The following is a 7846-nucleotide window of genomic DNA, read 5'->3' as shown; positions in this document are numbered from 1 at the left end:
CACACGTACCCATCCCGAACACGACCGTTAAGCCCTCTAGCGCCGATGGTACTTGGACCGCAGGGTCCTGGGAGAGTAGGACGCCGCCAAGCGATAGAAGACACACTTGATGATATCGAGTGTGTCTTTTTTTGTGTTATTATTTTCTGCCGAGAAACAAACTAACTATATAGATAAGACAGCATCAATATTTTCATTTATATGAAGACTCTCAGTATTAATAATTGGACTACGTTTTAAAGCTGGTAGGTATATTTCCATCTGTTCCACTTCTGAATCATAACTCCTTCAGCAACCTTTCAGTTGAATTTAACGTACGTTTCAGTGGGGTAGGGTATAGTGAAGCCAAGTAAAGAGGAGGAGAACTATAATGAATATATCTTCTACAGCCAGCTCCACTACATCATACATATCGACATCTTCGAGTTCGGACAATTCAAGCAGCTTGGAGAAACAAAAGACGAAGCTTGAGGCTCAGCTGGAGAAAGTGCAATCCAGCAAGGACGATGAACAGACTAAGGAGACAAAGACCAAACAGCTTCAACAGCAGATCAAGCAGATTGAGGCACAGATTGAACAGCAAAGCTCTCAAGGAGCTGGTACAACTGGTACGAAGGAGGCACCACCTGCCCAACCTCCATCCAATGGAACGGGCGTAGCTACCCCTAAGGAGATTGCAAACGCAACAACAGATAGTAATGGTCGATTTGATATACGCATATAATGACATCTAATTTAGGATAAAACCAAGCCCTGACCGATCTATATTGATCGTGCAGGGCTTGGTTAATTTGTTTATTAGATTATTTTATAAGGTCTACCTGCATTTTATCTACGTTCTATTGATCTTCTATCTGTTACTGTTATTATCTGTTAACGTTATTCAGCCTGCAACGCGTTGATTCGATCCGTAAGGGATCGTTTTCTATAGTATACGGCTATGGTTGCGAGAACCAGCATTTCGGACAACGGTACGGCAAGCCATACACCCGTGACACCAAAGAAGGAAGGGAGAATCGCAATCAACGCAATCATGATGATCATTTCACGCGCAGCTGTAATCCAGATGGCCATTTTGGCATTGCCTACAGATTGGAAATAGGTACTCATGACAAAGTTAACACCCATAAACACATAGGCAAATGTAAATATACGTAATCCGTAAACGGCATTATCCGTTACGCCACTACTGAAGTTTCCAAAGATTTGCACGAAATAAGGTGCACCGATCTGAACAATAACCAGTAACAATAGTCCGCATGCCAGAGCTGTTTTAGTGGCTAAACGTATCGTTTGTTGTACTCGTTTAATCTGATTGGCACCGTGATAATAGCTGATCAGAGGTTGGGCAGCGGATGCGAGACCCAGGAAAGCCAACAATACAACACCATGAATATAGTTCAACACGGTAAAGGATGCTACGCCATCCGTGCCCGCAATACGGTCCATGGAGATGTTATGGGAGACAGAGAAGACCGACATGCCAAGTTCAGCCAGAAAGCTGGGGAAACCAATGAGTAGAAGGGAAGCCAGCAGTTTGTTGTTCCACTTGAAGCGGGTGAATGTGAGATTATTCGTTTTTTTGAAAAAGTGAGTGAGCAGGACAAGTAGCGCAAGAGACGCTGATACAATTGTACCGATGGCCACACCGCGTACACCCCATTCGAGTACATAAAGTGTTATATAATTGATGATGATATTGGCCACAGCAAAGGTAATCTGAGCGTACATGGATGTGTTGGGATTCCCATCGTTTCGTACAAAGATAGAGAGTGCATTCTCAATGGTGAAAACAAACCCGAACAATAACATGATATTCATATAGTCCGAAGCAAACGGGAAGGTCTCGGCGTTCGCACCGAGGGAGTATACCAGTTTGTCTTTGAATGTAAATGCAACATATCCAATGGCTACCGTAACTAACATAATGAGCATAATGGATTTGGTGAAAATTTGTTTGGCTGAAGTGATATCTTTTCTACCCATAGCGTTGGAGTACAACGTTGCCCCGCCCATACCAATCCACAGCGACATGGCAACAAAGAGTGTGTAGACAGGTGAGGCAATGCCGATCCCGGCCATTGCGGTAGAACCCAGTTTGTGTCCAACCATAATGCCGTCGATAATAAAATTAAAAGCAACTACCAGCATCCCTAATACAGAAGGCACGAGGTAGCTTATAAAAGCTTTACCTACAGATTGCCCTTCCAATGGATGCGTCCAATTCGTATTCATAATGACCTCCGTTAGTAAACTGAATGTTCATTCTGTATATAATAATACTGAACGTTCGTTCTGTATGATAACACGCCATGAATTCTCTTGGCAACTTTTGCGTTTAAATATCGTTTATGTGATAGAGTAGGTGGATATTTATAAGGCGGGAGGAATCTCTTGATGAAACAAAATAAATACGATGAAGCTGAATTTTTCGACAACTATAGTAAGATGGCTCGTTCCGTTCAAGGGCTGGATGCAGCCGGGGAGTGGCATGAATTGCAGACTCTTTTGCCTGATTTGAAGGACAAGCGTGTGCTGGATTTGGGATGTGGTTTTGGGTGGCACTGCCGGTATGCGCGAGAGCAGCAAGCGAGTTCAGTGATCGGTGTAGATCTGTCTGAAAATATGCTTCAGCGTGCTCGTGAAATGACGGACGACCCGCAGATCCAGTACAAGCAGCTGGCGATTGAAGATATTGATTTTGCACCGGGACAATTCGACGTTGTGATTAGTTCACTTGCCTTGCATTATATTGAACGGTTAGACACGGTGTATGCTAAGATCAATGATTGTCTCGTAGAAGGGGGCACATTTGTACTATCTTCCGAACATCCTATCTTCACCGCTCGCGCTGCGCAGGATTGGCATTACGGACCCACAGGTGAGATTCTTCACTGGCCCGTGGATGATTACCACGATGAAGGGAAACGTGTGGCGAACTTTCTGAATCAGGATGTGGTCAAATATCATCGCACACTGGCAACACATCTCAATGAACTGATTAAGGCGGGGTTTGCAATTCAAAAGGTGGCTGAATCCAAACCATCACCAGAGATGATTGAACAAGTCCCAGGCATGAGAGACGAGAATCGAAGACCGATGTTTCTGATGATTGCTGCGGTGAAAGTATAACGATGAAAATGGTACGTTAGATCAGAGGGCAGAAAGAGACTGTGGAAGTGGAGCGTTCGCCTAAAAGATTTCTGATAGAGATTTCTAACTCAGCAAACTTGAAGGAATCAGCATGTTCAGCGATGTTGAACATGCTGTTTTTTTATTTTGCTACAATAATAAGAAATAATGTCCAAAACAGGGAACCAAACCACATTAGACTCAGTCATATTAAGTGAGGTGAACAACAGTTGGATGATCAATTACTGGCACAGGCTCAGACCATAGACAATTACACACTTAGCAGCATAATGGATGACTACGGAAATGACGTGTGGAATTATGCTTATTTTCTGACCAAAAGTGCCGAACAGGCAGATGAATTGTCACAGGAGGTATTTATTCGGGCGTACTCGGGGATCGCTCATTATCGTGGAGATTGCTCACTGAAAACATGGCTGTTGACGGTTACTAGAAACACGACTTTTACATATCGAAAATCCAGATTTTTTCGTAGCAGCCTGTGGGGAGAGACGTTACCCATTGAGACAGAGCGTGGGGGTTCGAGCCAAAGAGTCATGATTGCAGAGCACTCTGCACATCCTTCGGCCGAGATGGAAGTGATGAGTAAGGAGCATATCCATGAAATCTGGGATATTGTTCTGGAGTTGCCAAAGAAGTTCCGGGAGATTCTTTTGCTGAATCTGAAGTATGAGCTTACGACGAGTGAGATTGCTGAGATGTTGAAAATCAGCTTAGGCACAGTGAAATCTAGACTATCCCGAGGTAAGCATAAGGTACGGAAACAATGGGAGGAGCGAAGCAAATGAGACACAAGGATGAGCAATGGGAGAAGGAAATCCGGAAGGAACCGTTTGCTTCGTCTCCTTTTACAGAGGATCACAAGCTAAAGGTGCTTCAACAGGTGGAGTGGATGAAGAAGTCGGAAGAGGTAAGCAAGGGAGATAGTGGAGAGAGCAGATCCAGGTCATCCAGGTCATCCAGGCCGCAAGTAGGCAACGTGTCACACAAGCGTCGCCCTAAAAGAGGGCCTCTTGTTGCCGGGACGGGTGCGTTGGTTATTGCTGCTGGATTGTTCCTATGGATCTGGGATGATGGACAGCTGGTGAAACCCGTGATCGAGCAGGTCTATCCGACAGCAGCGTTACAGTTATCTGATGGTTTGAACACGAATCTGCTTACCGACAAAATGAAAAGAAATGTTGCGACTACGATGCGAGATGATCTGGGTAAACAGCTGAAGATTACGAAAGTGGAAGACTTGCCTGTGTCCGGCAGAATATATGTAGAGGCTGGTAGCGAAAGCGAGAAGGAATATGCGCAGATATGGCTCGATGCGACAACAGGAAATCTGCGTGAAGTACAGATGAGACGTGAGATGCAGCCAAGCGAACTGGAACACCGTTATTTGCGTCAAGTTCCATCGCTTTTGCTAAGTATAGGCAGCACTCCAACGCTAAAACCTGCATCAGTCCAACGTTTTGTGAGTATGAAGCAAGGGGAGTCGGAGCCAATATCACATACGACATTAGCGCTAGAGAATGAGACTGGTTATGGGGAGATTGTATGGCAACAGGACGAGGCTGTATCGATCACAGGCGACCTTAGTCCTGATCAAATATCCCAGGCAGCGCTGACGGATGCCAGAAACGCGATTGAGGCTCTGTCTGGTAAAGCCAATCTTGATCTGGTAAGAGCAAGCCGAAGCAAAGATGATGAACTCGGTAAGGATACAGTCTTTTTTTCCTTTAAAGATAACTACTTTGTACAGATGACCGAAGGAAAAGCGGGCATGGGTTATACGGTTGGGGATGCTAATCACTATGAGCAAGACTTTGCAGACTGGGAAGAAATAGAGGCTTATTATCAGGAACTATATAACATACAGGAGTCTCTTCTTAGAGGAGAAGTAGAACCTATAATTAAAAAAATATTTAAAATGGATCTTCAAGCGTATAAACTTCACCGTAATCCTGACCATCCAGGCATGGTCACATTTGAACTGGAGTCGAGCAAGGATGTTTTTCAGGTTGAATACAGGGAAGATGGACGGATCAAGATGATCACGAGAGGCGAGTTATAGAGCTTGATCTTATATGTTACAATTTACTTCATATATGGAATGGGTATAAGGAGATAACGATGAAATATTTGGTGAGTTCATGGTCTGGCGGGGGTAGCTTGCCGTTACAATGGAACAGCGAGCCTGGATGAGAAAATTCAGGAGCTGGTGGAGCAGGAGCAGGCTAAGATGGTATGTCCGGAGCTGCTTGGCGGTTTCTCCACTCCACGGGAACCGGCTGAAATTATCGGTGGCACGGGCAAGGACGTACTGGCAGGCACTGCAAAAGTGATCGAGAAAAGTGGCAAGGATGTCACAGACCTATATATCAAGGGAGCCTACCAGACACTCGAATGGGCGCGAGAATTGAATGTATCGTGTGTGGTATTAAAGGAATTTAGTCCGTCCTGTGGTACACAGATGATCTATGATGGGAATTTTGCCAATCACAAGGTAACTGGAGAAGGTGTCACCTCAGCATTGTTGAGACAAGAAGGATATACCGTCATTTCTGAAAATGAATGGATGGAGCAACTATAGGTCGCACAGATATCGTTTCATATTCACAGACAAGCCGCTGGATTATATCCTGGCGGCTTGTCTGTTGTCTCCCATTACTTTTCTCATTAAATGAATAAAGTCGATTTTCCTGAAATGCTAACAAACAATATGGATACATACGATATAGATATAAGATATATAAGGCTATCTACTATTTAAAGTGGGGGAATAATCATGTCAATTCAGTCTAAGCCAAAATATAAGAAAGGAAATAAACTCAAAAATATGAAATTAACAACAACGATGATCATCATGACTGTGATTAGTCTAATCGGCTTGTTTACTGTTTTTCTGATTGGGATTTTCGGAATGAACGAAGCAAAAACGGGACAAGGTATCCTCTACAATGACCGCTTCCAGCATCAAACCAATGTTCTTGAATTGAAAAGTAATTTCTATAATATGCGCGCCAATTATACAAAGGTTCTTGATAATGCAGAGTATACCGACAAACAGTACGATCAGGTTCAGAAAGGTAAGAAGAGTATCACGGATGGCTTGAATGAATTTTCAGCAAGAACATTGGATAACAATGAAAAAGAGATATTTGCAGATTTGGCAGCAAAGATGGATACATATTATCAGGATATTGAGCAAATCATGGATACCAAAAAGATGTCGGGCACCTACGATAGTGAAGAGAGAGGAAGAATTAACAAAAGCAGTACAGCGATTGTGGAGACGATCACCCTTTTGAGTGCGCATAACGAAGAAGAGTCAGCCAAGCTCTATGCGGATACACAGGAAGTAATTCAGCAGCGAGCATTGGTGCTCGGTTCGGTTCTTTTGTTTTCACTTGCAGCACTCATTCTTATTTCATTTGTAGTGATTCACAGTATACGTCAACGAATGAAAGCTATCACCCGTTATTGTGAAGAAATAACGCAAGGCAACTTAACAGCATCCTTAGATCCGCGTCTAACACAGGGAAATAATGAGATAAGTGTCATCGCACGAGCTATTCGTACAATGACCGATTCCACAACCAATGTCATTCGTGGTGTAGTTCAGGGATCTCATCATATCAACCAGGTTAGCGATCTTACCAACCAGAACATGGCTGGTCTGAATGAACGGATTCGTGAAGTATCAGCTACAGTTGAAGAGCTCTCTGCTGCAATGGAAGAGGCTTCAGCCCATACGGAAAATATGAATCATTCGGCTGCTGAGATGCAACAGGGAGCTGAATATATATCGGAACAGACATCTAAACAAGCAGAGTCCGCCTATGTGACCAGCACGAAGGCTGAAAAGTTGAAGCAGGAAGCCCGCGAATCGAGCCGAGCAGCCATAGACATGTATGATCATACGAGTAAGAAGATGTCAGAAGCGCTGGAACGTGCAACAGCTGTAGATCAGATTGGTATATTATCTCAGTCTATTTTGGATGTTACAGCGCAGACTAATCTGCTTGCACTCAATGCATCCATTGAAGCTGCAAGGGCTGGAGAAGCAGGCAGAGGTTTTGCGGTTGTTGCAAGCGAGATTCGAAAGTTGGCTGATGATTCCAGACAGGCTGCCGATCAAATCCAGCAGGTCACGGAAGAAGTTATGCAGTCTGTAACCAATCTGTCCTCGAATGCCAAAGAGCTGTTATCCTTTATGTTCAATCAGGTTGGCAAAGATTATAAATTATTGGAGGATACAGCTGAACAGTATTATGTCGATTCCCTTGAGCATGCCAATGCCGTTAAAGATCTCAATGCAACCTCACAACAAGTGACTGCGAATATCAAAATACTAGTGGGCTCCATTCACGAAATTGCATCAGCCAGTGAACAATCAGCCGCATCCAGTCAGGAAATCGCAGGACACATGGTCGCTTCTGCTGCGCAATCTGTGGAAGTAGTTAAACAATCTGATCAAGTGAAGGATAGTGCATTAAATCTGAATAAGCTGGTTAAAGATTTCAAGATTTAAAAGAAAAGAGTTATAGATAATCCACTAGGCCATGTAAGTGCCCAGTGGATTATTGCTGTCTTTCATCCAATACTTACTTTTATAAACCAAGAAACAATAATGTGCGTACTTTTAATTTATACACATAGGACCTAAAATAATACTTGAGATGAAACCACTTAAACATTATTG

General features: G+C 43.6%; 7 protein-coding genes and 1 rRNA gene. 7 read left to right on the top strand and 1 reads right to left on the bottom strand.

The features are described 5' to 3' along the window. Both rrf and J2Z28_RS30385 read left to right on the top strand, forming a co-directional pair. A 5S ribosomal RNA gene (gene rrf / locus J2Z28_RS30390) occupies positions 1–92 on the top strand; the annotation flags it as partial. A 278-nt stretch (positions 93–370) separates the two neighbouring features. Beyond that, complete coding sequence (locus tag J2Z28_RS30385) at positions 371–724, top strand: FlxA-like family protein (RefSeq protein WP_211085698.1); 354 nt, start codon at positions 371–373, stop codon at positions 722–724. A 155-nt stretch (positions 725–879) separates the two neighbouring features. On the opposite strand, the gene J2Z28_RS30380 is transcribed toward J2Z28_RS30385, so the two are convergent. Beyond that, positions 880–2235, bottom strand: coding sequence for an MATE family efflux transporter (locus J2Z28_RS30380; RefSeq protein WP_211085697.1), 1356 nt, complete (start codon positions 2233–2235; stop codon positions 880–882). Between the two features lie 162 nt (positions 2236–2397). Between J2Z28_RS30380 and J2Z28_RS30375 the strand changes: the two genes are divergently transcribed. The 5 genes from J2Z28_RS30375 (at position 2398) to J2Z28_RS30355 (ending at position 7675) form a co-directional block, all read left to right on the top strand. Then, positions 2398–3132 (top strand): class I SAM-dependent methyltransferase, encoded by a 735-nt coding sequence (locus J2Z28_RS30375; RefSeq protein ID WP_211085696.1) that lies wholly within the window; start codon positions 2398–2400, stop codon positions 3130–3132. A 230-nt stretch (positions 3133–3362) separates the two neighbouring features. Beyond that, the gene (locus J2Z28_RS30370; protein ID WP_211085695.1) at positions 3363–3941 is read left to right on the top strand and encodes an RNA polymerase sigma factor; all 579 of its coding nucleotides are present in this window, start codon (positions 3363–3365) and stop codon (positions 3939–3941) included. Then, positions 3938–5215, top strand: a complete 1278-nt coding sequence (locus J2Z28_RS30365) for a hypothetical protein (protein ID WP_211085694.1) — start codon at positions 3938–3940, stop codon at positions 5213–5215. The genes J2Z28_RS30370 and J2Z28_RS30365 overlap by 4 nt, the downstream gene beginning before the upstream one ends. 84 nt (positions 5216–5299) lie before the next feature. Further along, positions 5300–5734 carry a 2-thiouracil desulfurase family protein gene (locus J2Z28_RS30360; RefSeq protein WP_211085699.1) on the top strand — a complete coding sequence of 145 codons (435 nt, stop codon included), beginning with the start codon at positions 5300–5302 and terminating at the stop codon, positions 5732–5734. 195 nt (positions 5735–5929) lie between these two features. Then, on the top strand, positions 5930–7675 hold the full coding sequence (locus tag J2Z28_RS30355) for a methyl-accepting chemotaxis protein (protein ID WP_211085693.1): 1746 nt from the start codon (positions 5930–5932) through the stop codon (positions 7673–7675). The last annotated feature ends 171 nt before the right edge of the window (positions 7676–7846 follow it).

The sequence above is a fragment of the Paenibacillus xylanexedens genome, assembly GCF_017874615.1.
Taxonomy (GTDB): domain Bacteria; phylum Bacillota; class Bacilli; order Paenibacillales; family Paenibacillaceae; genus Paenibacillus; species Paenibacillus xylanexedens.
Note: the sequence above shows the minus strand (reverse complement) of the source record. Positions and strands in the feature narration are given on the sequence as shown.

What these genes read in the sequence shown, in the direction of transcription:
- J2Z28_RS30385 (WP_211085698.1), top strand. Translation starts at nt 371, where the DNA reads ATGAATATATCTTCTACAGCCAGCTCCACTACATCATACATATCGACA.
- J2Z28_RS30380 (WP_211085697.1), bottom strand. Translation starts at nt 2,235, where the DNA reads ATGAATACGAATTGGACGCATCCATTGGAAGGGCAATCTGTAGGTAAA.
- J2Z28_RS30375 (WP_211085696.1), top strand. Translation starts at nt 2,398, where the DNA reads ATGAAACAAAATAAATACGATGAAGCTGAATTTTTCGACAACTATAGT.
- J2Z28_RS30365 (WP_211085694.1), top strand. Translation starts at nt 3,938, where the DNA reads ATGAGACACAAGGATGAGCAATGGGAGAAGGAAATCCGGAAGGAACCG.
- J2Z28_RS30355 (WP_211085693.1), top strand. Translation starts at nt 5,930, where the DNA reads ATGTCAATTCAGTCTAAGCCAAAATATAAGAAAGGAAATAAACTCAAA.